We start from the raw sequence: 25484 nt of genomic DNA, 5'->3' as shown, positions 1-25484 counted from the left end.
TTATTCCACGCCGTTCGCCGTGATCCTGAACTCGGCGCTCTGCCCCTCGGCCATGGACCGGTGCTTCCGCAGCACGGCCTGCCGGGTGCCGATCCCGGTGCGGGACAGCTGGACGATGACCTTGCTGATGTGCTCCAGCATGTTGCCCCCCACTGCGCGCAGTTCCTCCTTGTCGACGTCCATATAAATTTGATTAGTGATGACCACGGCGATGTCGTACTTCCGGGCCAGGCCCAGGAGTATGGTCGCCTGGTTAGCCAGCTCTCGCTTTAAGAGCATGCTGTCCCGGCTCTCCAGCTCCACCCGGTAGAAGGCCGTTGCCGAATCAAGGATGATGAGGCCCACATTCTGCCCGACGATCTTCTCGGTCTCCTTGACGGCCACGTACTGCTCCTCGAAGCTCGTCGGCTTGAAGTGGATGAGTTTTTGGGCCAGCTTCTGGGCGTCCTCGCCGGCGATCTGCTGGAACCGCTCGACGGAAAAGCCCTCGGTATCGATGTACACGACCCGCTTGCCGGCCCTCAGGGTATTGACGGCTAATTGCAGGCAAATGTTGGTCTTCCCGCTCGCGGGCTCGCCGAATAACTGGGAGATCGTGCCGGCCTCGAAGCCCCCGCCCAGCAGGCCGTCCAGCACTTTCGAGCCCGTGGGAAGCCGATTTATTAGTGTCTCGCTCATCGCCATTTCGTCCTGCTACAATGCAACTTACTCATTTATATGGTTGTTGGAGGCCCCGAAAATAATCTACGGCGGCCTTATTTTGCCCCTGCCACCCATAACATTTACGTGCCATGCGCAATTATAAATAACATGGATAATCTCATTTCTACAGTATCCGGAGGGTCCTGAAGGAAAGAACGAGGCATCATCGCGCTCATCACGTCCGACTTCGCCGTCTACGAGGCCGCCATATCGCTCCTCAAGGAACGGCAGGCGCCTTTTATCACCCTCAGGCTTACGGACCCGATCCCCCATAACGTTAAAGTGGTCATCACCACCGCCGGCGAGGCGCAGTCCATCGACTGGGCCGGCGGGCACCTGCTCATTTTCGACGACCCCCAGGGTACCATAGACCGTGCCATCAACATCATCAGGGGCAACGGCCATTCCGAGCCCCTGGTCATCGGCATCGACCCGGGGCGCAGGCCGGGCATCGCGGTCCTCTCGGGGGACATGGTCATCGCGGTCTACCAGGTCGGCGTCACCGAGGTGGAGCCCACGCTCCGGAAGGTGGCCCACGAGTACCACGCGAACATCTCCACGATCCGCATCGGCAGCGGGGCCAGGCTCATGACCGCCCAGATCATCAACACGCTCCTGGAGGGCGGCTTCAAGGTAGAACTGGTGGACGAGACCGGCACCACGCCCTACGTCGGGAAGAACATCCACACGAGCCAGGTGCGGGATATCATCGCCGCCATCAACATCGCCCGCATTAAAGGCGAGCCCGTCGGTAAAAGGGAAATAGAGCCCTCCAAGGGCGAAATCCGGGTCATCCAGGAGTCCAGCCGCTCTCAATCCGAGGGCCGGGCCACCATACCCAAATACCTCGCCCGCAGGGTCGCCAGGGGCGAAATAACGCTCGACGAGGCCATCGAGATGCACAAGGGCCATCTAAACGGGGTAAGCCCGGAAACGAAATAAAAAAGGGCGGCGCCGGAGGCGCCGTCACACCGTCTCTCCGCCAGAGACTTCCTCGAGCAGGCTCAGCTCGACAGTTGCCTCCCCTTCTTTACTAACCTCTTTCTCAGACTCGGGAAGCTTATCGTCGAACTTGATATCCCTGCTCCCCAGGCACTCGAGAACCCTCGATACCTCCTCGTCCGACAGGATCTCCTGCCGGGCCTCGAGGTACGCGGGAAAGTCCTCGTACCGCAGGAACCGGACGAAGTCCTCCTTGCCCTTCACGGTAGTGTTCGTGTACAGCACGATGCTCATCACCCGTATTCGCGGGATGTCGCACGTGTATTTCAGGTACCTGTAGAGCAAATAAGAGGCCCTCCGGGCCTGCTCGCCGGGGGTGGGCCGGTCTTCGCTCTTCCACCGCAGATTCCAGTTCTTTGTTTCTATGCAGTAGACGCCCTTACGGCTCACAACCACATGGTCAACTCTGGCGGATTTCAGCATTTTTCCATCGAACTTATGGCCGAACTCGCGGGTAATGCGCACGTCGCTCAGCACGTAGTACTCGTCGCCGAGCCGCTCCAGCGTGTCCATGACGAGTAGCTCACCGTAATAGCCCTTCAGCTCGCTCCGGTACTCCCTCGTCACCCGGTCTAGCACGTCCTTTTCGCGGTAAAGGTAAAGCAGGTTGTTCTCGATGATCGCGTCCTTGTTCTTATCAAGGTGGTCTATCCTCTTCAGGTACTCGCGGCTCTTCTTGTTTTTGTTGAAGAACAGCAGCGAGTCGAGCAGCGCATGCTTCCTCATGCCGCTCCTGAGCGTCCTCCTCTCCTTCTCGAGGAGGCGCTCCTGCCTTTCCCTCTCCAGCGCTATGACCTGGTCTATGGCATCACGTCGTTCCATCACTTCTTTGATGGTGGTGCAGCTCCGCGATACGCCCATTTCGTGCAACTTGCGGATGAGGTCGTCGCCGGCCCCGCTGCTACCGATCAAAGTTGCCATATTAATAGGAAAGATTGCTTTTAGTGCATAAACATTATCATATTCCCCGGCCTACCTTTGGGCGAGTCCCATGGAGCATAAAGGTCTTCGCCTGTCCGACAGGGCGTTCTTTCTCATGTCCGCCTTCGCCTACGGCGTTGTCGCTTTCGGGCTGGCCGCCTGCGCGGCCTGGTTCCTCCAGAATATCTGGCTGATCGGGGACACGAAGCTCTTCTACAGGATGGCGGAAGTGATCCTGGGCGGCGGCGTCCCCTACGTGGACTTCAGGGACCCTAAGCCCCCCCTCATCTTCTTCATGCTCACGCTGCCCGCGGCGCTGGGCCAGCAGCTTTACGGAGGCCTGTTGCTCGTGGGGCTGTGCAACTTCCTGAGCGCCATCGTGGTCATGCGCATCGGCTGGAAGCTCTACGGGAGGCTCCCGGGGCTCGTGGCGGGGCTGCTCCTGCTCCCGAACCTGGCGCTGGCCGAGGGCTTTTTCATCCTGACCGAGCCTTTCGCCCTTCTGTTCATACTATTATCCGTCTATGCCCTGCTTTTCATGAAGAACGAGCTGTTATCGGGCATCTTCGCCGGCATCGCCATCGGCTTCAAGCAGTACGCCCTCCTGCTGGTGCCGCTGCTGCTGTTCTACATGCTCAGGCAAAAAGAGCTCCGAAGGGCCCCTGAGCTGCTGGCGGGAGTCGTGATGCCGCTGCTCATCATATACGGTGCCATATTCCTGGCCTACGGCCCCGATGCCGGGGCGTCCTCGCTCTACTGGAGCTTCGGCGTGGCCGACGAGTATTTAAGCAGCAGCTACCTGGGGGACATCCCTGCTTACAAAGCGGAAGACCCGCTGGTGGGCCTTGCGAACCTGGGGCTCTCGGCCGGCTTGTTCATCGTGCTGCTGGCGGCGGCCGCGGCCGGCGTCCTTCTCGACCGGCCCCTGTCGCCGTACGACGAGCTCTTCGTGCTGTCCGCCACGGCCTTCCTGGCCACGCTTGCCGTGAGGCAATACCTTCACTACTGGGCGCTAGCCCTCCCCTTCGTCATCCTTCTATGCGTCAGGCTTTACCGGAAAAGGGAGGACAGGCCAGAATGAGCAAGGCGACGGTATACGCCCTGGCTGCCGGGACCTACGGGGCCCTGTTCCTGGCGTTCGCGTTCCTGGAGGACATCCTGATCAGCGGGGCGTGGAGGCCGTTCGACATCGCCTCATATTACGGCCTTGCATCCTCGGCAGTGCCGGCGATATACGCCATTCTGGGCGAGGGGGCATCGTCCCCCGTACTTCTATTCCACACCGGCGTATTATCCGGCTATCGTATATTCATCGTGAGCGTGCTATGCCTTGCTGGCGCACTGCTGGTCATGGAGATCGGCCGGAGATCGTACGGGAGCGCCTCGGGCTTTATGGCCGGGCTGCTGTTCGCCCTGAGCATGGCCATGGCGCAGGGCCACCTTAACATCGGGGACGCGCTGTCCGTCTTGCTTGCCCTGATATCGGCCTACGCGATGTTTTGCACTGAATGGGGCCATAAGTACGCTCTGTCCGGCCTTCTCATCGGGCTGGCCGCGTGCTACAAGCCCCTGATGCTCGTGCTGCTGCCGGTGGCCCTCGCCGTCAGGTACCGCAGGGGAGAGGCGAGGCATGCATTCGCCCTCGTCGCGGCGGCGTTGCCGCTCATCGCCGCGATGGCGCTGGCGCTCGCGCTATACGGCTACTGCGCGCCGGCGGTCGCCGCCGGCGGAGGATTCGAGGCCATTGGATTCCTCACGGACGAGGGATACCGCCCGCCCGATCTGCTCATGGCCGTCGCCGGGATCGCGCTCTCCGCCTGCATGCTGACCTCGCTGCTGCCCCTGGCCCTGCTCGGCTTTTCGAGGCACCGCGGGCCCTTTGAGACTTATTGCCTTGCCGTGGGGCTCTGCTTCATCTCGGCATTAGTATTGAAGCAGTACCTCCAGTACTGGTTCATCGCCCTGCCCTTCCTGGCGTTGCTGTGCGCCAGCGCCTTCAAGGGGCCTGAAAACGCCCCGGCCAGGGTAAATTCGGCCGAAAAACAAGCTTTAAATAATTTGGCGCCGGTCATTAAGCATAGGTGAACTATGGCTTATCATGGCGAACAAAAGCAAGAGCAGGGACTGTATGGCCTGCGCATATCGGACCGGGCGTACTTCATCGGCTCGGCCGTGCTCTTCGCCGTCGTGATCTTCGCCCTTGCCTTCGTCTCGAGCACCCTCATGGGCAGCGACTGGACGACGTACGACATGCAGCGCTTCTACGCCATGGCACAGGCCATCGTGAACGGCGCCACTCCATACCTGGACTACCAGGACCCCAAGCCTCCGCTCATCTACTTCACGCTCACTCTCCCGGTCATCCTGGGCCAGCCTCTCCTCGGGGGGCTCATACTGGTGGGCCTTTGTAACTTCGTCAGCGCCCTTCTGCTCATGGCCATGGCCTGGAGGCTCTACGGCCGGTTCTCGGGCATGCTCGCCGGCCTGCTGTTCTCCCTGAACATCGCCTGGGCCCAGGGCTATTTCGTGATCACCGAGCCGTTCGCCCTCACGTTCATCCTTCTCTCGACGTACCTGCTCGTGTTCAGCGAGAGCCGGTGGAAGTACCTGCTTGCCGGCCTGTGCGCCGGCATAGGCATAGGCTTCAAGCAGTACGCCCTCCTGCTCATACCGCTGTTGCTATTCTTCTTGTACAGGAAAAAGGAGCTTCGCAGGGCGACGGAACTACTCCTCGGGATAGCCATCCCGCTCATCATCGTATTCGGCGCCATATTCCTGGCGTACGGGCAGGACGCGCTGGCGGCATCGCTGTACTGGAGCTACGGCGTGGCGGACACGTACCTGACCCAGTCCAGCATGGGCGACGTAACGAGCTACAGGACGACGGACCCCATCATACTGGCGGCCAACCTCATCATGGCCGTGACGATATTCACGTCCCTGCTCCTGTTCGCCCTGGCCAACGTGATCCAGGACCGGCCGCTGACGCCCTATGACGAGTACTTCATCCTGGCCGCCGTGCTCTTCGCCGGCACGATCTTAATAAGGCAGTACCTGCACTACTGGATCCTGGCGCTCCCGTTCATCGCGTTACTATGCGCCAGGCAATTCCGAAAAAAGGGGATCAGCGCTTAGCCGTGTCGTACTTTTTCCAGGCCTCGGCCTCCGCCTTGCGCATCACCGTCTTCAGGGGCAGCGCCAGCTCTTTCGCCACTTTTCTGGCGTCATCGTACTCCGCAGAGACGTCGAGTATGAGGCCGCCGGTGTCCGCAGACACCTTGAACCGCATATCGTAGACGTTCTCCTCTATTGTTATGGGCATGACCACGACGTCCCGCCGGGCGATGAAGCGGTGCTTCACCGGCATCACGCGCACGCCCAGGGAGCCGGTCTCCACCATGATCTTCCGGGCGATGGCCGGGCCGTCCTCCGCCTTGACGATGGCCCTTATGATGTGGCCGCTCCGCCCCTTCTTCATGGTGACGGGCACGATGCTCGCGTCCATGGCGCCCGCGGCCATCAGGTCCTCGATGAGGGCGCCCAGCACTTCCCCGGTCACGTCGTCCACGTTCGTCTCAAGGAGCTCCATGCGGTCCAGGATCAGGGCGTCGTCCGCCTCAGAAAGCGTGGCGCGCAGAACGTCGGGCATGGGCAGGCTCATCGCCCCGGCGCCATAGCCCACGGCCAGCGGCCGGTTATCCGGATAGTAGCGGCCCGACTCCTTCACGTAGTAGGCCAGCGCCGACGCGGCGCCCGGCGTGAGAAGCTCCCCGTCAAAGGGGCCGCCCTGGACGATGAGCTTCGAGCCTTCCAGGATCCGCATCGTCTCGGGCCTAGGCACGGGCATCTTCTTATCCGCCGTTAATCCCCCGCCCATGGCCGCGGGCGTGGAGAACACCCCGGGCCTCCCCAGCGAGTCATAAGCGGCACAGATGCCGGTGATCAGCGCGATCGTGTAAACGTCCATACGGTAGCCCTGGCCATACAGGGACTCGATGGCGTCGAACACGGAACGGACGATCTCCATGGCGTCCACCCGGACCGGCTGGTTCTCGTGCATGACGTTCATCTTCTCCATCGCCTCGTCCCGGCTCATGGCCTTATGGCCCTTCCTGGCGGCCGCCCTGTTGACCGTTGCGGCCTTCGCCGCCATGCGCCCGCTCTGCTTATCCTCTATGTCCAGGGGCGCGTCGCAGAGCCCTTCCACGGCGCTGCGCACTCTCCATTCGTCCGCCCCGCAGGCGAGCATGGCCCCGAGGATCATCTCCTCCGTGGCCCCGCAGAACGGGTCAAAGATCAAGCACTTCAAATTTTCACCGGTCCTAACCACCATTTTTATCCTCCCTTTTATTTTAACTTATAGTGGGCTTTTAATGCAAAGAGAAAATTTTTGTATTTGTGGACCGATAAAGCTTCATGTTAGCCCGCTTTATATTATGTCGGGGATAAATACGCATTCTTCGATGCGGACGCATTCTGATAAGCGGGACGATCAATATCATAAGAGGAGTTAAATGAAGGAATTGTATCTGAAGGTAGCAAAGGCGCTGCCCAGCGACTTCGGGCGGGGCATAGCCCGTATCGACCCCAACACGCTCCTGGAGCTCAAGCTGTCTCCGGGCGACATCATCGAGATCGAGGGCAAGCGGGCGACCGTCGCCAAGGTCTGGCGCGCCGAGAAGCAGGACTGGGGCCAGGAGATGATACGCATTGACGGCTTCACCAGGCAGAACGCCGACGTGGGCATCGGCGAGCGCGTGAAGGTCAAGAAGGCCGCGGTCAAGGACGCCGTGCACGTGGTGCTCGCTCCCCCCGAGGGCACCGCCATACAGTTCAGCGGCAACGCGGTCGAGATGATCAAGCACCAGCTGCTGAAGCGCCCCGTCATGCTGGGGGACGTCGTGCCTTTGATGAGCAGCATGCCGAACCCGTTCATGGGCCGGACGCTGTCCAACCAGGCGATACCGCTCATCGCCGTCAAGGTGGACCCTTCCGGCTCCGTCATTATCGGCGAGAACACCGAGATAGAGCTCAGGGACAAGCCCGTCCGGGGCTACGAGCAGACCAAGTCGACGGGCATCACGTACGAGCACATCGGCGGTTTAAAAGATGAAGTGCAGCGCGTGAGGGAGATGATCGAGCTCCCCATGAAGCACCCGGAGCTGTTCCAGCAGCTCGGCATCGAGCCCCCAAAGGGCGTGCTCCTGCACGGTCCCCCGGGCACCGGCAAGACGCTCCTGGCCAAGGCCGTGGCTAACGAGTGCGGCGCCGAGTTCTTCTCCATCGCCGGCCCGGAGATCATGTCGAAGTACTACGGCGAGTCGGAGCAGCGGCTTCGCGAGATATTCGAGAACGCGAGGGACAACGCCCCCTCTATCATCTTCATCGATGAGCTGGACTCGATCGCCCCCCGCCGTGAGGAAGTCACGGGCGAAGTGGAGCGCAGGGTGGTCGCGCAGCTCCTGACCATGATGGACGGCCTCGAGGAAAGGGGCCAGGTCGTGGTCATTGGGGCCACCAACAGGGTAGACGCAGTCGACCCGGCGCTGCGCCGTGGAGGGCGGTTCGACAGAGAAATAGAGATCGGCGTCCCGGACGCGCACGACCGGCTCGAGATCCTCCAGATCCACACCCGCGGCATGCCGCTGGACAACGTGAACCTGGAGAAGCTCGCCTCAACGACGCATGGGTTCGTCGGGGCGGACCTGTCCGGGCTGGCCAAGGAAGCCGCCATGAAGGCGCTGAGGCGCTATCTGCCCAACATCGACCTGGACAAGGAGATCCCGAGGGAGTTCCTGGAACAGATGCGCGTCACGAACAACGACTTCGCCGAGGCCCTGAAAGAGGTCCAGCCCTCCGCCATGAGGGAGATCTTCATCGAGCTCACGCACACGAAGTGGAGCGACGTGGGCGGCCTCGACGAGGCCAAGCAGGAGATCGTGGAGACCATCGAGTGGCCTCTCAAGAACCCGAAGAAGTTCGTGGACATGGGCATCAGGCCCCCCAAGGGCATCGTGCTCTACGGCCCCCCGGGGACCGGCAAGACGCTGCTCGCGAGGGCGGTGGCGAACGAGTCCGAGGCTAACTTTATAAGCATCCGGGGCCCGGAGCTGCTGTCCAAGTGGGTCGGCGAGTCGGAGAAGGCCGTGCGGGAGACCTTCCGCAAGGCCAGGCAGGTGGCACCCGCCATCATCTTCTTCGACGAGCTGGACGCGCTTACGCCGGCCAGGAGCGCCGGAGAGGGCGGCCTGCAGAACGTGGAGCGGAGCATCGTCAATCAGCTGTTGACTGAATTAGACGGCCTTATGGAGCTGGAAGGCTGCGTCGTCATCGGCGCCACCAACAGGCCGGACATCATCGACTCCGCGCTCATGAGGCCAGGGCGGTTCGACCGCCTCGTCTACGTGGGCCCGCCGACGGCCGAGGGCCGGGCGAGCATCTTCAAGATCCACACCAGGTATAACAACCTGGAGGACAAGCTCGTCAAGAGCCTTCCCGCAAAGGCGAAGCTCGATAAGAAGATCCACCTCGTGGAGCTGTTCGACCTCCTGAAGCCCTACACGAACCTGCAGGTCAGGTCCATCTCCGCCGTGGCGGCCGAGCTGGCCTCCGGCGAGCAAGACTCGGGGATCATCACCATGAAGCACTTCAAGGATGCCCTGAAGAAGGTCAGGGCCGAGCCCGAGCTCCTCTCGAAGGAAAAGGGCGACGGCACCCCTGGCGAGTCGAGCCCGTTCTACGAGGGCGTCATGCCCCTGTCCGTCGACGTGGACTTCCAGGAGCTGGCCGACCTGACGGAAAACTACGTGGGCAGCGACATCGAGTCGGTATGCCGCGAGGCGGCCATGCTGGCCCTGAGGGAGAACTTCGAGGCGAAGGTCGTCGAGATGAGGCACTTCCGCGAGGCCCTGAAGAAGGTGAAGCCCACCATGAACGACATGGTGAAGAGCTATTACCAGGGCATCAAGGACCACTTCAAGGGCGGCGTGTCAAAGGAGATCCAGAAAGTCTTTGCGACAGACCAGTACGTGTGAGCGTACTGGCCACTTTTTCTTTTTAGGGGACAAGAAATTTTATTAAAGAGTACCGCGGTTATATTATTATATTCCATTTATGGGCTGCCCGTTTATGGGCTGCGTAGGAGATGGAGGGATTCTAATGGTTAAAGTAATGGCAAAAAAGCTTTCCAACAAGAAGATCATGGGGACCGACGGGTCCGATATGGGCATCTTATATAACATTACGTGCGACATGAGGACGGGCGACCTCATCGATCTGATGGTCCGCCCGGACATGACGCTCAACGTGGAGAACTACAGGACCGAGGACGGCTTCGTGCTCATACCGTTCTCCGCCGTCAGGGCCGTCAAGGACTACATCGTCGTGGACAAGAAAGCCTCTACAACGTAATTCGAAAACGCCAGCATGAAAAAACTTATTACTTTTCCACTGGCGATACCTTTTTTTATCCTGCTCTTGTTACTGCCGCTCGTGCTACTGGCGGCGGTCGCGCTGCTGGGCCTGGCGGCCGCGGACGTCGTCGGCAGGACGCTGGGGCTGTCGCCTATCGCGGCGCTGATGATCTATATCGCCATGCTCGCGGGCGGCCTCATCAATATACCGGTGTACGAGTTCAAGAGCCCGGGAGGCACACAGCCTCAGATGGTCCCCTATCTGGGCGCACGGCATCACATGCCCCAGTGGCTCAGCCACAGGACCGTCGTCTCCCTCAACGTGGGCGGCTGCATCATACCCGCGGCCCTTAGTGCCTATTTTGTGCTCGGCCTGCCGCCCATGCAGCTCCTGGCGACCACTATAATAGTAACGCTGGGCGTGTTCTACTTCGCCCGGCCGGTGAGGAGCGTGGGGGTCATGGTGCCCGTGCTCGTGCCTCCCCTGCTGGCCGTGGGCGCGTCGCTCATCGCCCTGTACATCGGGGGCACCGGCTTCTCTGGCCTTGCCCGCCTGGCTTTCGCCTCGGGCGTGTTCGGCACCATCATCGGCGCCGACGTGCTTCATTTGGGCAGCATCCGTAAGGCAGGCTCCGACTTCGTGAGCATCGGCGGCGCGGGCATCTTCGACGGCATCGTGCTCACGGGCGTGATAGGCACGATTATAGCCGCCATTATAACCAGCTTATAAAAGGGCTAGACGATAATAATTCAATACAGTAAAAATAAGTAAAAAAAGATATGAGAGGAGCCGGTAGCCGGCTCACTCCACATTGATTCTCTTCTTACGGCTTGGCCTCTGGATCTTATTCAGGGTGATGTCCAGCACGCCGTTCTTGTAGGACGCCTTCGCGGAGTCGATGTCCACGTCGGCCGGGAGATCCACGAACTCGTGGTACTTCCGCTCGCCGTGCGACGCTTTTATCTCCAGCTCACGGCCCTCGGCGCTCAGCTCCACGTCCTCCTTCTCGATGCCGGGCATCTCGGCGACGATCTGCACGGTCTTATCCGTATCGAAGACGTCGACCAGGGGCTTGCGCTCGCCGATCTCGATCTTGCCGGACTCCGGGCGGATGTTACCGAACTCCCGGATCTCGGGCTCCTCGCCCGGGCGCTGGTTGATCGAGAACCCGTAGAAGAACGGGCCGCTCTCGTGCTCTCCAGGCCCCATGTTCTCGAACTCCTTCAGCATCTCCTCGAACATCTCGTCGAAATCGCCGAATATGTCGAACGGGTTTCTTCTCCTTGCCATAATGTTCCTCCTTTATCAGCTTAATAAGCCGTCCTCGCTTCGGCCGGCTTCTTCTCCTTCTTCTCCTTCTCTTTCTTCTCCGCGGGGGCCTTCGCGGCCTCCTCGCCGGCCTCCTCCTCGATGGTGGTGACCTGGCGGGCGAAGTTCTCCGCGAGGCGCTCGTACTGCTTCATGCTCTCCCTGGACGCCGAAGGCTTGATCTTCTTCAGCGCGCCGTCGAAGTGCTTCATGGTGATCTTGATGTCCGCGGCCCTGGACTTCGCCTCCTCCGGCGACATGGCGCCGTTGATGTAGTCCCGGATGGCCATCATGGCCGCCTCCCGGCACACCGCCTCGATGTCGGCGCCCACGTAGTCGGGCGTCCGCTTCGCCAGCGACTGGAAGTCGATGTCCGGGCCCAGGGGCTTGCCCTCCGTGTGGATCCTGAATATCTCGACCCGGGATTTCTCGTCCGGGGGCGGGATATACAGGAGCCTGTCGAGGCGGCCGGGCCTCAGCAGCGCCGTGTCCACCATGTCCGGGCGGTTCGTGGCCGCCAGCACCACCACGCTGTGGAGCTCCTCGAGCCCGTCCAGCTCGGTGAGCAGCTGGCTCACTACCCTCTCCGTCACGTGGGAATCGGAGCTCATGCCCCTCGTCGGGGCGATGGCGTCGATCTCGTCGAAGAAGATGATCGTCGGGGCGCTCTGCCTCGCACGGCGGAACGTCTCGCGTATGGCCTTCTCCGACTCGCCGACCCACTTCGACAGGACTTCGGGGCCCTTGATGCTGATGAAATTAGCCTCCGACTCGTTGGCCACGGCCTTGGCCAGGAGGGTCTTGCCCGTTCCGGGCGGGCCGAAGACCAGGATGCCCTTGGGCGCCACGGTGTGCGTGATGTCGAAGACGTCCTTGTACTTCAGGGGCCACTCCACGGTCTCCCTCAGCTCCTGCTTCACCTTTTCCAGGCCGCCGATGTCCGACCAGTGGACGTTCGGCACCTCAACGAACACCTCCCTCATGGCAGAGGGCTCGATGTTCTTCAGGGCGTCCTCGAAGTCGACCATCTTGATCTGCAGCATGTCCATGACCTCCTGGGGGATCTCCTTCTCGATATCGATCTCGGGTAGGATGGTCCTCAGAGCGTGCATCGCCGCCTCCTTGCACAGGGAGGCGATGTCCGCCCCCACGAAGCCGTGGGTCACGTTCGCCAGCTTTTCAAGGTTCACGTCGCTCGCAAGAGGCATGCCCCTCGTGTGGACGTGCAATATCTCCAGGCGCCCGTTCTTATCGGGCACGCCTATCTCGATCTCACGGTCGAACCTGCCGCCACGGCGCAGCGCCGGGTCCACGGCGTTGGGCCGGTTCGTGGCTGCCACCACGATGACCTGGCCGCGGGCCTGGAGGCCGTCCATAAGGGCGAGCAGCTGGGCCACCACTCTGCGCTCGACCTCGCCGGTGACCTCCTCGCGCCTCGGCGCTATCGAATCGATCTCGTCGATGAATATGATAGAGGGCGCGTTATCCTCCGCCTCCTTGAAGATGTCCCGGAGCTGCTTCTCCGACTCTCCGTAATATTTAGACATGATCTCGGGGCCGCTGATGCTGATGAAGTTCGCGTCCGTCTCGCTGGCCACTGCCTTGGCGATCATGGTCTTGCCCGTTCCAGGAGGGCCGTACAGCAGAACGCCCTTCGGCGGGTCTATGCCCAGCTTCTGGAACAGCTCGGGATGCCTGAGCGGAAGCTCGATCATCTCCCTGACCAGGCCGATCTCCCTCTTCAGGCCGCCGATGTCCTCGTACGTGAGCCTCGGCACCTTCTCCAGCTTCTCGGCCGCGGGCTTCTCGCTGATCGTGATCTCCGTGCGCCTGTCGGCGATGACCGCTCCGGCGGGCCTCGTGGACGTCACGATGAACTGCATGGGGCTGCCCAGCATTTCCACGCGTATCGTCTGCCCCTTTGAAATAGGCCGGCCCTCTAATAGCTTCAGCAGATAGTACTCGCCGCCCGTGATCCTGATTGGCTGCGTCGGGGCGAGCGTGATCCGCTCGGCCGGCTTCGCCTGGATCTTGCGGACCTTGACCCGGTCGTCGATGCCGACCCTGGCGTTCGCCCGGGTGTTACCGTCTATAAGTATTACGCCTTTGCCTTCCTCGCTCGGGTAGCCGGGCCACACGACCGCGTACGAGGTCGCGCCCTTGCCCTCGATCTCGATGATGTCGCCGCTTACCATGCCCAGCTTCTTCATCGTCTCCATGTCGATGCGGGCGATCCCCCTTCCCACGTCCCTGTGGTAGGCTTCCTGCACCCGCAGCGTCACTTCGTTCTTATCTGCCATTAAATGGTCACCTCTGTCATTTGATGCTCCATGATCCTGTATTGTATGTCACCAGGCCCTTTTTCATGAGCCTCGCCAGCTCGCCCTTCATCTCCACGTCGGGGATGTTCAGCTTGTCTGCAAGTTCCTCGTAGCTCGTAGGGCCTCTGACCAGAAGGTAGAGTATCTCGGCCTCTATCTGGTCGGCCGCCACATGATTGATGAGCTCGATACACATTCCGGTAACTTCGGATATCGTCGCCTGCACGGACTTCTGGGCCTCCCTTAATTCGGCCGCAGAGCGCCCGAGCCGCTGAAGCTCCTCGGACATCTGCCTGAGCGCCCCCGCCGCCTCGCTGTCGACGTGATACCGCTCCCTGAGCGTTCTCTCCTCCGCGGGCCCCGTATCCACCCGGCTCACGTTCACCTCGAACATGAGCGGCGAGATGGACACCTCGATGCGCACGTTGTTGGCGATCTCGTAGTACTTGCGCCCCTGCTCGTCGTGGTAGCTCACCACCAGGCCCGCCGACTCGAGTATCTTCAGGTGGTCGATGATGGCCTTCGGGGCGACGCCCAGCTCTTCCGAGATCTCCGTGACATAGCAGGGCCGGTAGGAGAGCAGCGTCAGGATGTTCCGGCGGTTCTCGTTGCCCAGTATGTCCAGCAGGTATGGCATATCCATGTTATCCTTAACGTAAAGTAAATCTTATATGTATATAAAGATTTCCAAAGCCGACCGGCATTTCCCTGCGTCAAAAGACTGAATGTAAAAAAATGGATAAAAAATATGCCTGCGTAAAAATCATTTCGGGCAGGCGGATGTGCAGCCGCCGGCCGGGCATTCGTACGGCGTATCGCACGCCGTGGCCGATGTCGCCTCCTCCTGGCTTACCGTCGAATAGTACCCGCTGTACCCGCTGCTGCTGCAGCAGCAACACCCGGCAACCGATAGTATCGCCAGTACAAGGATTATAGCTACTAACCACTTCAGCATATCTTAACCTCCATAGAGCAATGGCCTGTGGATATTTAAATCTTTGGAAAGGCCCGACATTGCCGTATCGCCTCAGATGACGTTGAGCATGAAGCCCGCGGCCATGGTGGCCAGGATCAGGCCCGTGGCCAGCTTGAGCGCATACCGGTGCTTTTTTCGCAGCCTGTCGACCTTTTCAGGGCTCATGCCCAGGACGAGCAGCGCTCCGAGCGCCAGCACCGGGAGTACCACGCCGAAATTATAGGCCACCAGTAATAAAAGGCCTCTCCCCGCCTCTCCCGACCCCGCGATGGCCCCAAGGATGCCGACGTATATCCCGCCGACGCACGGCATCTTGATGAGGCCGAACGCCCCGCCCAGCCCGAAGCTGGCGGGCAGGCAGTACTTCTTATACAGGGGCTTATACCTGTCCACGAACGACTTGAACAGCGAGGCCCTGTCCGGGTCCTTCTTTACCTGCCAGGCCTCGTAAAAGGCGAACCCGGCAAGCCCGGCGAGGAGTACGATGATGGCCGTCTTGAGGGCTGAAGTCAGGGATGGCACGCTCTCGATGAGCCTAAGGAACCCTATCCCCATTAGCAGGTAGATGCATAGCAGCCCGGCCGAGAAGGCGAGCAGGTTAAAGATGATGTCCAGCCGCCGCCCCTTCATCGATAGCGCCATGGCGGACACGAAGGCCATGACGGCCAGCAGGCAGGGGTTGAACCCGGCGACGAGCCCCGCGATGAACACTGCCGCGACCGACAGCTTCTTCAGTATGAACACCGGCGTTTCAGGGCAGGATACGCTGTGCTCTCCCAGGGAGTCGCTGTATGTCAGGGCCTGGGGCGGGAGCGACCTTACATTGCGCGAGATGTCGGCCTCATAAGCCAGGTACTGCCTCTCTCCCGGCATGACCGTACCTTCCCATGATGTCTCTCCTTCTACAACGCTGACCCCCTCACAGGTCCCCCCGCGTATCGTCGCATACACGGGCTCCGTGCCCGAATTCGCGATGATGGTAACGACGCTCACGGTGTCCTTCTCGGCGACTTTCACGATCTTTCGCTCCAGCGTCACAGGAGTTTTATAGTGGCAGGCGTCCGAGATGGCCCGCCTCAGGAGGCTTTCGAGCTTTTTCGTGTCGCCGTCGAAGTCCCCGGGCCTGATGGCCCTGCCATTGACGATGACCGCCGGCACAGAGCTGAGGCCATATCGCTCCATATCGGCCCTGCCCTCCCTAGAGCTGAACATGTGCTCCTCGTACCGGACGTCGATGCCCGCGCTCATGGAATCGTTCACCGCCGCCCGTATCGACGGCCCGGAATGCTCGCAGATGGTGCACAGCGGGCTGTAGACGTACGTGACCCTGACCGTTTCACAGGAAGCGCATAAGCCCATAGCGGGCACCAGCAGTAGAAGCGCCATCAGGGCCGCCGCCAGCAAGAATTTACGGTAATAACGGCGACGGCTGAAGGCGTGGCCATATTTCGCGGGCATCAAGTTGAAGTGGGACATATAACTATTTATAAAAAAACATCCCTATGAGCGGCCTGCTTAACGGCCAAAAGCGCCTCTGCTAAGGTCTAAATAAATTGAGCGATATGTAGGAGGTATGCGCTGCATACTGGCGTGTGACCTGAAGGGCGGCATCGTGGTTAAAGGGGTCAGAGGGGAGAGGTCCCGGTACGGGCCCATCGCGCTGTCGAGCCGGGTCGTCGACACGTCCGACCCCGCCGGGGTCATCGGTAAGATAAAGCCGAAGGAGACTTATATAGCTGACCTGGACCGGATCATGGGCGCCGGGGACCATCTTGCCATTATTAAAACGCTTACGGGCATGACCAGGACGATGGCCGACACGGGCGTGTCGAGCGCCGCCGACTTCGACCTGGCGTGCAGCGTGTCCCACGCCGTGGTCATCGGCACCGAGACGGCGCCCCTAAGCGTCATCGAGCAGCGCCAGGGGCCAAAGGCGATCGTCAGCCTGGACATGAAGAATGGGGCCATGATGTGCAGGGACCCGGCGTTTAACACCACGCCCATGCGGGCGCTGAAGCTTCTGGACCGGTTCGAGCTCGGCGCGGTCATCCTGCTCGACGTGGGCCGGGTGGGCGCCGGCGCGGGGATCGACGTGCCGTTCGTTACGTCGGCCGCGTCCGCCAGCAGGCACGGCATCATCGTCGGGGGCGGAGTGAGGAGCGTGGAGGACTTAGAGCTATTAGAGAAATGCGGCGCCTCCGGCGCCATCGTCGCGTCGGCCGTGCACGACGGCCGCATACCGCTGAGCATGCTGAGGGATTGAATGGACGAGAAGGCCTTTTATGACGAGCTTCAGAAGTACGAGAACATCCTTTTTTTATGCCATAAGAACGCGGACGTCGACTCCTTCGGCAGCGCGTACGCGCTCGCGCGCATCTTCGGGGGCACGGTGGGGGTCGAGGACGGCCTCAGCACCATGGCTGAGATGCTTTCGGAGAAATTGAAGGTCGCAGCGGTCGTCAGGCCGGACCCGTCTAAATACGGCATCACCGTGGTCGTCGATACCTCCAGCCTCGTCCAGACGGGCTACCCGGAGCTAAAAAGCTGCGCGGTCATCGACCACCACGAGCCCGGCGACCTGTCGAAGCTCTGCCGCATCTCGCTCATACGGAAGGCCTCGGCCACGGCCGAGATCGTGTACGATATTTACGAGAAGAGCGGGCAGCCGGTAGACGCGGACATCGCCTTCGCCCTGCTCCTGGCCATGGTCACCGACACCGGCCACTTCCGGTATGCGCCGCCCCACTCGTTCGAGGTCGCCGCCCGCATGCTCGAAAGGGGAGGCATCCAGTTCTCCGACGTGCTGGACTTCCTAACGCAGGTGCCCACCGACGTCTCCTGCCGCATCGCCACCCTGAAGGCGGCGTCCCGGATGACGCTCACCCGGGAAGGCGACCACCTCATCGTCACCTCAAAAGTCAGCTCGTTCGGCGCCCAGTCGGCCGCATCCCTCGTGGCCATAGGGGCGGACGTGGCCTTCGTGGGCTCCGAGCTCGACCGGGAGGTGCGCGTCTCGGGCCGGGTCAAGAGGGGCGTATCCCTGGACGTGGCCGCGCTCCTCAGCGACGTGGGAAAGAGGTTCGGGGGCAGCGGCGGCGGACACGCGGCGGCCGCCGGGCTGGTCGTTAAGGGAAAAGCCAGCGCGGATACGGTGCTCGACGCCTGTGTCGCCGAGGCTATCAAGAAACTTAAGCCCCTCTAAGCCTGATAAGAATGCACGAAGACTTTTCAGCCTCAAAGTGACTCGAAGCTTGCTCTAAGCGACTCTAAGAATTTAGAAAATATTATTAAAAATTTTTAGTGATACTTCAGGCCAACTTCGAGGTCTTCGTGGCTGAAAAAGCCTTCGAGCCTTCTTATGATTTTTAGTGCAGCTTAACTCATTGCTGCACGGGCTCTGTCGTATCGATCTCGCGGTCGTGGGACTTGGTGACCTCGTGCCACTCGTTCCCGTCGAACACGATGACGAAGTCGGCGACGTTCTTGAGGGCGATGGACAGGCCGGGCTCGGCGCCGAAGACGATGGTCTCCTTGCCGTGGGAGTTCGCCTTCGCCAGCACCGGCTTGAAATCGGCGTCCCTCGTAACGATCGCTATGGTGTCGATGGTCGGGCTGAACACGAGCTCCACGGCGTCCACGGCCAGGCGGACGTCCACGTCGCCCGAGCCGATTATGGGCTCGAAGCCCTGGTTCTCGATGGCCTCGACCAGCTTATCGGAGGCGTACTGGTTCAGGAACACCTTGCCGACCTTGATGTCCCCGTAGCGCTTGAGGATGTCCCTGACCACCTCCAGGTCGATCTGGAACTCCTTGCGTAGCATGTTCGGGCCGTCGACCAGCAGGGCAATGTTCCTCCTGTCCTTTTTTCTCTCTCTAAAAAAGGGGATCTTATCCAGGTTAAACGCGTTCTTGATAGGCGATGATAACGTGTTCTTTATAGGTGCCATTATGATGACTCCATTAATATTATCGATATTATTATTTATTGTTCCGACTTCAAGGTAATAACACTGTCGGAATAAATACACGGGTTGGCATCGAGGCAATCGGAATGCTGCACCCTTTTATAATAATGGTGCTTTAATATTTCCTTTTCCGCCATGGTATTACTTTATAATCCGTTAGTTAAAATACCTTCTCCTGTTACTAAAATGTAAGGGGCATACGCCCCTTACTTCGTTGCGGCCAGGCGGTTCATGGCGTTCACCAGCGCCTCCACCGAGGCGCGGACGATGTCCTCCCGGGCGGCCCGGGCTGTGACCATGCGGCCCTTTCCGTCCTCGACGCCCACCATGACCTCCGCCAGCGCGTCCGAGCCCCCGGTCATGGCCTCCATGCTGAACTCGCGGAGGCGCATCTGGTTGCCCTCGCCGTCCACCAGGCTCTCCACAGCCCTCAGGGCGGCGTCCACGGGGCCGACGCCGGTCATAGCGCCGACGTACTGCTTCCCGTCCACGGTGAGCCGCACGGTCGCCGTGGGCGTAACGGTGTTGCCCGTCATGACCGAGAGCTCCTCCAGGACGATGCGCCGGTCGGCGTGGGCGACCTCCCCCATGACGGCCTCGGTGATGGCGTACAGGTCCACGTCGGTGACCTTCTTGCCCTTATCGCCCAGGGCCTTGACCCTCTCCAGGATGGCGTTCAGCTCCTGGTCGGTCGGCTCCAGCCCGGAGTCGTTGAGGATCTTCTTGACGGCGTGCTTGCCCGTGTGCTTTCCAAGGACCAGCCTTCTCTGGTGGCCCACCATCTCCGGGGTCATGATGCCCGGCTCGAAGGTCTTGCTCTCCGCGATGACGCCGTGGCTGTGGATGCCCGACTCATGGGAGAAGGCGTTCGCCCCGACCACGGGCTGTGTCGGCGAGATCGGTATGCCGGAGAAGCGCTCGACTACGCGGGCCGTCTCGACCAGGTACTTCGTGTTAATGCTGGTCTTCAGGTCGTATATCGAATGCAGGCTCATGACCACCTGGGAGAGGTCCGCGTTACCGGCCCTCTCGCCCAGGCTGTTCATCGTTACCTGGACCTGCTTCGCGCCGGCCTCCACAGCGGCCAGGCTGTTGGCCACGGCCAGCCCGAAGTCGTTGTGGCAGTGCACCGCGATGGGTATCTTCACGTTCCGGTAGACCTCGGCCGTCAGGCTCCGCATGGCTACGGGCGAGGCCACCCCGACGGTGTCGGGAATGTTCAGGGCGTCGGCGCCCGCGTCCTCGGCCGCCTTGAAGACCTGCACGAGGTAGTCCACGTCGGTCCGGGTGGCGTCCATCGCCGAGAACAGGCAGGGCATGCCGTGCCTTTTCACGTACTCCACGGCCTCAATGGCCATGGCGACGACCTCCTCCCGGGACTTCTTGATGGTGTGCTCCCGCTGGATGTCCGAGGTCGACACGAAGGTGTGAACCATCCCCACATCGGCGTCGATACACGCGTCGATGTCCGCCTTGATCACGCGGGCCAGGCCGCATACGGTACAGTTCAGGCCTAGCCGGGAAATATCCCTTACAGAATCCTTCTCGCCGGCCGAAGATATCGGGAAGCCGGCCTCGATAGCGTTTACCCCGAGCTTATCCAGCTGGCGGGCGATCTCAAGTTTCTTTTCGTGCGTAAAAGATACGCCGGGCGTTTGCTCCCCATCACGGAGAGTGGTATCAAAAATGTCTATTGCTCTATTCCTATTCGGTATCTCTACGGAGTAAAAAACGATTCCCCATGTGAAATCACATTAGGGGAGTATGCAATATTGTATATAAGAAAGTTTGTATGAGAATTAGGGGTTTTTTACGCAGGGTATTTGCTAGTCAAACAAGGGTAAGTTTATATACCTATTCAGCAAACCAATTACCCGTAGGAACCTGGTGTTGAAGTCGCAAGCTATATACCCCCCAAACTGTTGCTACTAAAATTAAAATCATCCGGGCTCCTACACTTTATTCTATCGCTTATCGTGGGAAGCCGCTGGCTTAGACCTTTTTATCGCTGGCGTTCCGGCCGGGCCGTACCTGAGCATCTTGACGCCCTCCTGCCAGAAGATGGCGACGAAGGCGAACACGGCGACCAGCAGGACCTGCGACGGCGCGAGGCTCACGGCCTTGATCAGTGCCCCGGCGGGCGTGAAGACGATGGCAAGTAAAAATAAAAATGCCACTACTGCCCAGACGTCCATCACGCGGTTCGTGAGCGGGCCCAGCGATATGAGCGGCTCGCGCTCCGAGCGGGACACGAACGCCAGGAAGACGTGCCCGATGAGCCAGGCCGCGAAGGCGAAGGTCTGGGCCTCGGCCAGAGGGTATCCCCGGTACAGCGCGTAATAGTAGGAGCCGAAGACCGCGGCGAACAGGCTCAGCCCGGACAGGGCGATGCCCGCTATCATGCTCCGGTCGAAAAGCTTTCTCTTCTGCCCCGGCTCGAATATGGAGCGCTCCGCCGGCTCGGCCACGAACCCGGCGGACGCCGCCAGGTCCATGAACAGCTCCAGGAGTATGATCTGGATGGGCGCCAGCGGCAGTGGCATGCTCAGCAGCACCGGCACCAGGAATACCAGCACCAGGGCCGTCTTGACCGATAAATAGTACTTCAGCCCCTTCTTCAGGTTATCGAAGAACTTCCGCCCCTGGAATATGCCGTGGCTTATCGTGACATAATTATCGTCGGCGAGCACCACGTCCGCCGCCTCCCGGGCCACGTCCGTGCCCTTGATCCCCATGGAGATGCCGATGTCGGCGCCCTTGAGGGCCAGCGTATCGTTGATGCCGTCCCCCGTGACGGCGACGACATCTCCATTCTCCCTTAATGCCTTTACCAGCCGGTACTTGTCCTCGGGCGTCGCCCTGGCGAACACCGAAACGTCCTCGACTGTCTTCCGCAGCTCGCCATCAGGCATCCTGCTCAGCTCTGCGCCGGTCACGACGCGCTCGTTCGGTATGCTCACCTCGCCCGCGACGTAGGCGGCGGTCTTCGGGTGGTCCCCCGTGACCATGATGGTGCGTATCCCGGCCTCCCTGGCCTTCTCGACCGTCTGCCTGACGCCCGGCCGGGGCGGGTCCTCGATGCCCACGATGCCCGCGACGTCCATGCCATTTTCCAGCTCTTCGAACGGCAGGCCCTGCTCGCTCTCCGGGACCTGCTTCGTCGCCACGGCCACCACCCGGCGCCCTTTCGACGTCTCGGCGGCGACGGCCTGCTCGATGTCGGGCCTTGGGGCCGATGAGCTTTTCAAGACCTGCTCGGGCGCCCCCGTGAGGATCAGGCATAGCCCGCCGGGCATGCGCCTCAGCAGCGACCGCGTCTTCCGCTCGGGGTCGAAGCTCCGCTCCCTCACGACTTCGCCTTTTGCCACGGACCCCGCCTCCCGGGCACTGTCCGCGATGGCCCGGTCCGTGGGCGACAGAGAGACGTCCGTCATCGACTCCAGGGCAGCATCCAGCACTTTGCCCCCGGGAGGGAACACCTCCACGACGCTCATCTTATTCTCGGTTATCGTGCCCGTCTTGTCCGTGAGGATCACGGTGGCGTCGCCCAGCACCTCGGCCGCCTTCAGCTTCTTGACCAGAAAGTTCTCCTTCGAGAGCTGGTACGCGCCCAGCCCCAGCACCATGGTAATGATGATCGGGAGCTCCTCGGGTATGACCGCAAAGGCCAGCGCCAGGCCGGTCAGCACCATCTCCCTCAGGGGCTGGCCTCTCAGGTAGCCTAATAATGGTATGGTGATGCTGAAGAACAGCGCCACGACCACCAGGCTTTTCGCCAGGGATTTCATGGCGTTCTGGAGCGGGGTCTTCGGCTGCTTTATCTCCCGGGCCGTGGCCGAGAGCCTGCCCAGGCGAGTGTCCTTCCCCGTGGCCAGCGCCTCCGCCTTGCCCTCTCCCGACACAACGACGGTCCCCGCGAACACCTCGTCCCCCGCCTTCTTGTATTCGGGGAAGGACTCGCCGGTGAGCGCCGACTCATCCGCCTGCACGCTATACGAGACCAGGAGCCTGGCATCCGCAGCCACCCTCGTGCCCTGGCCGAGCACGAGCACGTCCCCAGGCACCACGTCATCGGTCTTTATTTCCTCGACCTGCCCGCCGCGTATCACCCTCGCCCGGGGCGCCGCGATCTTCGATAGCGAAGCAATGGCCTTCTTGGCCCGGTACTCGTTCCACACCTCAGCGAGCACCAGCAAAACGATGACGACGAATATGGTGAGCGCGTCCGTTAGATTGCCCCAGAACGAGTAGACGACGCCCACGAACAACAGGAGCAGGATCATGGGCTCCCTTATTTCCTCGGCGGCGATGCCCAGGAAGCTCACCTCCCGCGGCCTCGCGATACGGTTCGGGCCGTACCTCGCCAGGCGCTCCCGCGCCTCGGCCTCCGTCAGGCCAGTAATCTCCTTCTCCACGCCCATCCACCATATTACAATTAAAACGCTAGGCAAAAACGTTATCCGATGTATGTCACGGCGCCAAACATTTTATATAGGCGCCGATTAATCCCCTGTCAATGCCGTCCCTGAAAGACCTCTGGTTCATCCCGGCCGCGCTGCTCATACTTCTTGCAGCGGCTTTCGTTGGGTTTCCCCTGTATGTCCATACGACAGTGGGGGAGGTCGTGGGAACGTACGCGCCCTTATACTTATACGAGTATTCGCCGTACTCCACCATCGCCGTGGAGGTGCACTACGAGCCCGGCGCCGCGCCCTCGGACGAGGCCCTCGCGGGGCTGCAGGGGATGCTGGAGAAGTACACGGGCAAGCAAGTCGAAGTTAAGGCATACGAGGACCTGCCCGACGACGTCGTCACGGAGCGCATCGACGACAGCAACATATACTCCATCGGCGAAGGCATCATAAGCAAGTATGGCAGGGCTCACATGGGATGGCTGGGCGGGACCATACCGATCTATATCCTGTACGTCGACGCCGACGGCCCCGCCACGAATAACGGTAACGACACGGTCGTTGGCATCTCCTACCGGGCCGACTCGTTCATCATCCTCACCCCCCACATCGACAACGACGAGCTCGAGGAGTCCGTGCTAATACACGAGACGGGCCACCTCCTGGGGCTGGAGCACGACGACGACCGGACCTGCGTCATGACCTCCGTGGTGATGGAGAAGCGCTCATGGCTCTTTGGCAAGGGCGGCCCGCCCACGGAGTTCTGTGCAGACCACCAAAATGAGCTGAGCGACCGGAGATACGACCTGTTCTATAATGCCGGCCAATTACCGTTTTTATCTAAAATACCATATCTCCACTGACGAACGCCTTCGTCCGCGGGTCGGCGGGCTTCTCCAGGATGTCCTTCACGGTGCCGGTCTCTACGAGCTCGCCGTCGATGACGACGGCGATGCGGTCCGCCAGGCGCTTCGCCTGGGCCATGTTATGCGTGACGATGACCACCGTGGTACCATAGCGCTTATTGATGTCCCGTACCGCCTTCTCGATGATGGCCACGTTCTGCCGGTCCAGGTTCGCCGTGGGCTCGTCTAAAAAGAGCAGCTTTGGCTTGACTACATAGGCCCGGGCGAACGCGATCCTCTGGGACTCTCCGCCTGAGAGGTGACGGGCGTATTCACTTTCCTTGCCGGACATGTCCAGCAGGGCCAGGACCTCTTTTACGCGGGCGTCGATCTCCGCCTTCGGGACCTTCCGTAGTTTCAGGCCGTAGGCGACGTTCTCGTAGACGCTCATGGAGAACACGACGGGCTTCTGGAACACCATGGCCATGGACCGCCTGACGGCCATGCCGCTGTCCCGGATATCACGGCCGCCGATGAGGACGCTGCCCTGGTAGTCCCTTTCGAGCATGTTCAGGATGCGGAGCAGGGAGGTCTTGCCGGAGCCGCTGGGGCCGACGACCGCCAGCACCTCCCCGTCCTTCACCTCAAGGTCGATGCTCTTTAATATATACCGCCCGTTCACGCTCCTCGAGATGCCCCTGGCAGTGATCATTTTTTCTCACCCTGGATGATGTTCAGCACCATGTTGACGGTGAACGATAAAAGCAGCAGTATGATGCCAAGCGCTATTGCCTGGCTGAAGTTTGCCTTCCTCGTCTCCAGTACGATGGAAGTGGTGAGCACCCTGGTGCTCCACTGGATGTCGCCCCCCACGATCATGACGGCGCCCACCTCGGCGATGGCCCTCCCGAACCCCGACAGTACCGCGACGACTATGGCCTGGCTGGCCTCGTTGAGCACGATGACGGCTGTATGAAGCCGGTCGGCACCAAGGGACATGGCCGTGTCGACGACCGACCTGTCCACGGCCTTTGTGGCCGTGATCGTCAGGCCGGTGACGATGGGCAATATCAGCAGGACCTGGGCGATGACCATGGCGGTGGGCGTAAAAAGCACGCCGAACTGCCCAAGGGGCCCTGCCCTGGACAGCACCAGGAAAACGAGCAGCCCGGCCACGACGGGCGGGAGTCCCATTAAGGTGAAGATGACGTTCTTTACCAGGCCCTTAAAAGGGAACTCGGTGAGCGTGATGAAGGCGCCCAGCGGTATCCCGATGGCGGCCGCGATCAGCGTGGCCACGCCCGATACCTTCAGCGAAAGGGAAGCGATTTCCACGATCTCCGGGTTGAGGCTGATGATAAGAAGTAAAGCCTGGACGATGCCGTCGATGATATATCCCAACTCTGACACTCCACCTGCAAAATAAATGTTCGCCCGCCGCTAAATATATAGCGGGCGAGGTTGCGGTCTATGGACTTTAGTGCGTTTTTACCCATTCGCCTGCGCCGGCCCTGAGGGGGTTTTCGGCTGTGGCGGCCGTGCCGGCTGCAGGCGGGTTAGCGGATAGGAGACCCAATTATTGTATAACGCCCCTCGATATGCAAATAACAATGCTTAAT

General features: G+C 60.8%; 23 protein-coding genes. 10 read left to right on the top strand and 13 right to left on the bottom strand.

Translation table 11 applies throughout. The annotated features are described in order from the left end of the window. Complete coding sequence (gene radB / locus MCP_RS14335) at positions 1-684, bottom strand: DNA repair and recombination protein RadB (RefSeq protein WP_012901568.1); 684 nt, start codon at positions 682-684, stop codon at positions 1-3. A gap of 300 nt (positions 685-984) precedes the next feature. On the opposite strand from radB, the gene MCP_RS14330 reads away from it, so the two are divergent. Next, positions 985-1644 (top strand): hypothetical protein, encoded by a 660-nt coding sequence (locus MCP_RS14330; RefSeq protein WP_012901567.1) that lies wholly within the window; start codon positions 985-987, stop codon positions 1642-1644. Between the two features lie 24 nt (positions 1645-1668). Here MCP_RS14330 and MCP_RS14325 read toward each other — a convergent pair whose 3' ends face one another. Continuing rightward, positions 1669-2625, bottom strand: a complete 957-nt coding sequence (locus MCP_RS14325; protein ID WP_012901566.1) for a nuclease-related domain-containing protein — start codon at positions 2623-2625, stop codon at positions 1669-1671. A 70-nt stretch (positions 2626-2695) separates the two neighbouring features. Here MCP_RS14325 and MCP_RS14320 point away from each other — a divergent pair, with 70 nt between their 5' ends. From MCP_RS14320 to MCP_RS14310, 3 genes are read left to right on the top strand one after another with little or no spacing between them, the layout of a single operon-like run. Then, positions 2696-3706: a glycosyltransferase family 39 protein gene (locus MCP_RS14320; RefSeq protein WP_012901565.1), complete on the top strand. Its 1011-nt coding sequence runs from the start codon at positions 2696-2698 to the stop codon at positions 3704-3706. Further along, positions 3703-4710, top strand: coding sequence for a glycosyltransferase family 39 protein (locus MCP_RS14315; RefSeq protein ID WP_012901564.1), 1008 nt, complete (start codon positions 3703-3705; stop codon positions 4708-4710). Before MCP_RS14320 ends, MCP_RS14315 begins: the two co-directional genes overlap by 4 nt. Before the next feature lie 3 nt (positions 4711-4713). Continuing rightward, entirely contained in the window at positions 4714-5760 is a 1047-nt protein-coding gene (locus MCP_RS14310) for a glycosyltransferase family 39 protein (RefSeq protein WP_012901563.1), read from the top strand. Here the strand turns inward: MCP_RS14310 and MCP_RS14305 are convergent. Further along, the gene (locus tag MCP_RS14305) at positions 5750-6934 is read right to left on the bottom strand and encodes a LarC family nickel insertion protein (protein WP_012901562.1); all 1185 of its coding nucleotides are present in this window, start codon (positions 6932-6934) and stop codon (positions 5750-5752) included. The genes MCP_RS14310 and MCP_RS14305 overlap by 11 nt on opposite strands. A 205-nt stretch (positions 6935-7139) precedes the next feature. Between MCP_RS14305 and MCP_RS14300 the strand changes: the two genes are divergently transcribed. The 3 genes from MCP_RS14300 to MCP_RS14290 all read left to right on the top strand — a co-directional run bounded on the left by MCP_RS14300 (position 7140) and on the right by MCP_RS14290 (position 10767). Then, a complete protein-coding gene (locus tag MCP_RS14300) occupies positions 7140-9659 on the top strand; it encodes a CDC48 family AAA ATPase (RefSeq protein ID WP_012901561.1) in 2520 nt (839 codons plus the stop codon). Between the two features lie 124 nt (positions 9660-9783). Next, on the top strand, positions 9784-10035 hold the full coding sequence (locus tag MCP_RS14295) for a PRC-barrel domain-containing protein (protein ID WP_012901560.1): 252 nt from the start codon (positions 9784-9786) through the stop codon (positions 10033-10035). 81 nt (positions 10036-10116) lie between these two features. Further along, a complete protein-coding gene (locus MCP_RS14290; protein ID WP_231845099.1) occupies positions 10117-10767 on the top strand; it encodes a DUF1614 domain-containing protein in 651 nt (216 codons plus the stop codon). 72 nt (positions 10768-10839) lie between these two features. Here MCP_RS14290 and hsp20 read toward each other — a convergent pair whose 3' ends face one another. The 5 genes from hsp20 to MCP_RS14270 all read right to left on the bottom strand — a co-directional run bounded on the left by hsp20 (position 10840) and on the right by MCP_RS14270 (position 16101). Next, entirely contained in the window at positions 10840-11328 is a 489-nt protein-coding gene (gene hsp20, locus MCP_RS14285) for an archaeal heat shock protein Hsp20 (RefSeq protein WP_012901558.1), read from the bottom strand. A gap of 20 nt (positions 11329-11348) precedes the next feature. Continuing rightward, positions 11349-13646, bottom strand: a complete 2298-nt coding sequence (locus MCP_RS14280; RefSeq protein WP_012901557.1) for a CDC48 family AAA ATPase — start codon at positions 13644-13646, stop codon at positions 11349-11351. A gap of 16 nt (positions 13647-13662) precedes the next feature. After that, positions 13663-14310, bottom strand: a complete 648-nt coding sequence (locus MCP_RS14275) for an ArsR family transcriptional regulator (protein WP_012901556.1) — start codon at positions 14308-14310, stop codon at positions 13663-13665. A 120-nt stretch (positions 14311-14430) separates the two neighbouring features. Then, entirely contained in the window at positions 14431-14622 is a 192-nt protein-coding gene (locus tag MCP_RS15485) for a hypothetical protein (RefSeq protein WP_012901555.1), read from the bottom strand. 72 nt (positions 14623-14694) lie between these two features. Beyond that, entirely contained in the window at positions 14695-16101 is a 1407-nt protein-coding gene (locus MCP_RS14270; RefSeq protein WP_231845098.1) for a cytochrome c biogenesis protein, read from the bottom strand. Between the two features lie 115 nt (positions 16102-16216). On the opposite strand from MCP_RS14270, the gene MCP_RS14265 reads away from it, so the two are divergent. Both MCP_RS14265 and MCP_RS14260 read left to right on the top strand, forming a co-directional pair. After that, the gene (locus MCP_RS14265; RefSeq protein WP_012901553.1) at positions 16217-16906 is read left to right on the top strand and encodes a HisA/HisF-related TIM barrel protein; all 690 of its coding nucleotides are present in this window, start codon (positions 16217-16219) and stop codon (positions 16904-16906) included. After that, positions 16907-17845, top strand: a complete 939-nt coding sequence (locus tag MCP_RS14260) for a DHH family phosphoesterase (RefSeq protein ID WP_012901552.1) — start codon at positions 16907-16909, stop codon at positions 17843-17845. It begins immediately after the preceding gene. A gap of 178 nt (positions 17846-18023) precedes the next feature. On the opposite strand, the gene MCP_RS14255 is transcribed toward MCP_RS14260, so the two are convergent. The 3 genes from MCP_RS14255 to MCP_RS14245 form a co-directional block, all read right to left on the bottom strand. Beyond that, on the bottom strand, positions 18024-18590 hold the full coding sequence (locus MCP_RS14255) for a TIGR00288 family NYN domain-containing protein (RefSeq protein WP_012901551.1): 567 nt from the start codon (positions 18588-18590) through the stop codon (positions 18024-18026). A 224-nt stretch (positions 18591-18814) separates the two neighbouring features. After that, positions 18815-20344: a 2-isopropylmalate synthase gene (locus tag MCP_RS14250; RefSeq protein ID WP_128567239.1), complete on the bottom strand. Its 1530-nt coding sequence runs from the start codon at positions 20342-20344 to the stop codon at positions 18815-18817. Between the two features lie 228 nt (positions 20345-20572). After that, on the bottom strand, positions 20573-23029 hold the full coding sequence (locus MCP_RS14245) for a cation-translocating P-type ATPase (RefSeq protein WP_012901549.1): 2457 nt from the start codon (positions 23027-23029) through the stop codon (positions 20573-20575). A 95-nt stretch (positions 23030-23124) separates the two neighbouring features. On the opposite strand from MCP_RS14245, the gene MCP_RS14240 reads away from it, so the two are divergent. After that, positions 23125-23883, top strand: a complete 759-nt coding sequence (locus MCP_RS14240; RefSeq protein ID WP_012901548.1) for a matrixin family metalloprotease — start codon at positions 23125-23127, stop codon at positions 23881-23883. Here the strand turns inward: MCP_RS14240 and MCP_RS14235 are convergent. Further along, complete coding sequence (locus MCP_RS14235; RefSeq protein WP_012901547.1) at positions 23861-24577, bottom strand: ABC transporter ATP-binding protein; 717 nt, start codon at positions 24575-24577, stop codon at positions 23861-23863. The two genes, MCP_RS14240 and MCP_RS14235, sit on opposite strands and share 23 nt — an antisense overlap. Next, positions 24574-25266, bottom strand: a complete 693-nt coding sequence (locus MCP_RS14230; protein ID WP_012901546.1) for an ABC transporter permease — start codon at positions 25264-25266, stop codon at positions 24574-24576. The genes MCP_RS14235 and MCP_RS14230 overlap by 4 nt, the downstream gene beginning before the upstream one ends. Positions 25267-25484 lie beyond the last annotated feature (218 nt).

The organism is Methanocella paludicola SANAE (assembly GCF_000011005.1).
GTDB classification, from domain to species: Archaea; Halobacteriota; Methanocellia; order Methanocellales; family Methanocellaceae; genus Methanocella; species Methanocella paludicola.
This window is presented reverse-complemented; position numbering and strand designations above follow the sequence as displayed.

Coding starts and splice junctions, on each gene's coding strand:
- MCP_RS14310 (WP_012901563.1), top strand. CDS start 4,714: ATGGCTTATCATGGCGAACAAAAGCAAGAGCAGGGACTGTATGGCCTG.
- MCP_RS14270 (WP_231845098.1), bottom strand. CDS start 16,101: ATGCCCGCGAAATATGGCCACGCCTTCAGCCGTCGCCGTTATTACCGT.
- MCP_RS14325 (WP_012901566.1), bottom strand. CDS start 2,625: ATGGCAACTTTGATCGGTAGCAGCGGGGCCGGCGACGACCTCATCCGC.
- MCP_RS14320 (WP_012901565.1), top strand. CDS start 2,696: ATGGAGCATAAAGGTCTTCGCCTGTCCGACAGGGCGTTCTTTCTCATG.
- MCP_RS14300 (WP_012901561.1), top strand. CDS start 7,140: ATGAAGGAATTGTATCTGAAGGTAGCAAAGGCGCTGCCCAGCGACTTC.
- MCP_RS14295 (WP_012901560.1), top strand. CDS start 9,784: ATGGTTAAAGTAATGGCAAAAAAGCTTTCCAACAAGAAGATCATGGGG.
- hsp20 (WP_012901558.1), bottom strand. CDS start 11,328: ATGGCAAGGAGAAGAAACCCGTTCGACATATTCGGCGATTTCGACGAG.
- MCP_RS14280 (WP_012901557.1), bottom strand. CDS start 13,646: ATGGCAGATAAGAACGAAGTGACGCTGCGGGTGCAGGAAGCCTACCAC.
- MCP_RS14265 (WP_012901553.1), top strand. CDS start 16,217: ATGCGCTGCATACTGGCGTGTGACCTGAAGGGCGGCATCGTGGTTAAA.
- radB (WP_012901568.1), bottom strand. CDS start 684: ATGGCGATGAGCGAGACACTAATAAATCGGCTTCCCACGGGCTCGAAA.
- MCP_RS14260 (WP_012901552.1), top strand. CDS start 16,907: ATGGACGAGAAGGCCTTTTATGACGAGCTTCAGAAGTACGAGAACATC.
- MCP_RS15485 (WP_012901555.1), bottom strand. CDS start 14,622: ATGCTGAAGTGGTTAGTAGCTATAATCCTTGTACTGGCGATACTATCG.
- MCP_RS14240 (WP_012901548.1), top strand. CDS start 23,125: ATGCCGTCCCTGAAAGACCTCTGGTTCATCCCGGCCGCGCTGCTCATA.
- MCP_RS14275 (WP_012901556.1), bottom strand. CDS start 14,310: ATGGATATGCCATACCTGCTGGACATACTGGGCAACGAGAACCGCCGG.
- MCP_RS14255 (WP_012901551.1), bottom strand. CDS start 18,590: ATGGCACCTATAAAGAACACGTTATCATCGCCTATCAAGAACGCGTTT.
- MCP_RS14245 (WP_012901549.1), bottom strand. CDS start 23,029: ATGGGCGTGGAGAAGGAGATTACTGGCCTGACGGAGGCCGAGGCGCGG.
- MCP_RS14235 (WP_012901547.1), bottom strand. CDS start 24,577: ATGATCACTGCCAGGGGCATCTCGAGGAGCGTGAACGGGCGGTATATA.
- MCP_RS14315 (WP_012901564.1), top strand. CDS start 3,703: ATGAGCAAGGCGACGGTATACGCCCTGGCTGCCGGGACCTACGGGGCC.